Origin of the sequence: Paractinoplanes rishiriensis, from assembly GCF_016862375.1 — a bacterium.
GTDB classification, from domain to species: domain Bacteria; phylum Actinomycetota; class Actinomycetes; order Mycobacteriales; family Micromonosporaceae; genus Actinoplanes; species Actinoplanes rishiriensis.
This window is the reverse complement of record NZ_BOMV01000168.1, coordinates 1-1143: the sequence shown is the minus strand read 5'-3', so window position 1 is coordinate 1143 and position 1143 is coordinate 1. Positions and strand designations below refer to the sequence as shown.

The window sequence follows — 1143 nt, the reverse complement described above, 5'->3', positions numbered from 1 at the left end:
CTACAGAGGTTGAAAGGCTGAGGTTCGCGTCGTCACGGGAGTTCCGGGTCGAGGGTCATGCCGGTGTTGGCGAAGAAGCCGGCGAGGAGATCGGTCTGTTGCTGGCAGGCGCGTAACCGCCGTCTGACCAGGTCGGCGAGGTGGTCGACGCCGTGCGCGGCGATGTTGGTCAGGCCGCGTTTCATCCACCGCCAGACGCCCTCGGCCGGGTTGAGGTCCGGCGCATACGAGGGTAGGCGGATCACGGTCAGCCACGAGCGGGCCGCGATCAGGGCGTGCATGCGGCGGCTGACGTGGGTGTTGAGGTTGTCCCAGATCAGCACGATCGGCGCCTGCAGCCGTTGGTGGGTCTGGTCGAGGAAGGCGATGTAGTCGTCCTCGCTGAAACTGCCGCGTTCGCCTTTGCGGCCGCGGTGCAGGCGGGTGCGCCACATCAGCCGACCCCGCTGGCCGGGCTTGAGGCAGACCAGGCCGGCGATCGACACCCGGCCGGAACCCTTGCCGGATACCTCGACGACGGGCGTGTGCCCGCGCCGGGCCCAGGTCTTGGCCACCGGCGGACGCAGCACCTGACCGGCCTCGTCCTGGAAGCAGATCCAGGCGCCTTGGGCCGCCGCTAACCTCTTACCGACGGCCACCGCCTGCGGTGCCAGCTGGCGATCGCTTCCGGGTCGCGTTCGATCGCCCGGCGGGTAGGAACCTGCTGGCTGTAACCCAGGCGGTGCAACAGATAGGACACCCCGCGCAGGGTGTAGCAGACGCCGAAGCGGCGTTCGATCAGCTCCACCACCCGGGCCAGGGTCCAGCGAGCGTCGTCCCAGCCGTGCACGACCGGCCCGTCATCGAGCATCACAGCGAGCTGTTTCTGCTGGTCGGCGGCGAGTTTGCAGTCCGAGCCGCCCGGCCCGGCCGACGCCAGGGCAGCCGTCCCTCCGGCCGTCCATTTCTTGCGCCAATCCCGCACTGACTTCTCCGAAACCCGCAGCTCAGAAGCGATCTGCGCGGTCGATCGGGACTCCTCGAACATGGTCGCGGCCTGGATCCGGACCTTCTCACGCCGAACCCGGGCTGCCGCGTTCATGCCACCACCAGCCGGATACCTCATCCCTCCGGCCTACCGAACCCATCGACCTCGATCACGCC

General features: G+C 68.6%; 2 protein-coding genes. Both read right to left on the bottom strand.

Annotation, left to right across the window (positions count from 1 at the left end):
- Positions 1-32 precede the first annotated feature (32 nt).
- Positions 33-638: a transposase gene (locus tag Ari01nite_RS49435; RefSeq protein ID WP_239163715.1), complete on the bottom strand. Its 606-nt coding sequence runs from the start codon at positions 636-638 to the stop codon at positions 33-35.
- Positions 617-1081 (bottom strand): winged helix-turn-helix domain-containing protein, encoded by a 465-nt coding sequence (locus Ari01nite_RS49430; RefSeq protein WP_239163714.1) that lies wholly within the window; start codon positions 1079-1081, stop codon positions 617-619. The genes Ari01nite_RS49435 and Ari01nite_RS49430 overlap by 22 nt, the downstream gene beginning before the upstream one ends.
- Between the last annotated feature and the right edge of the window lie 62 nt (positions 1082-1143).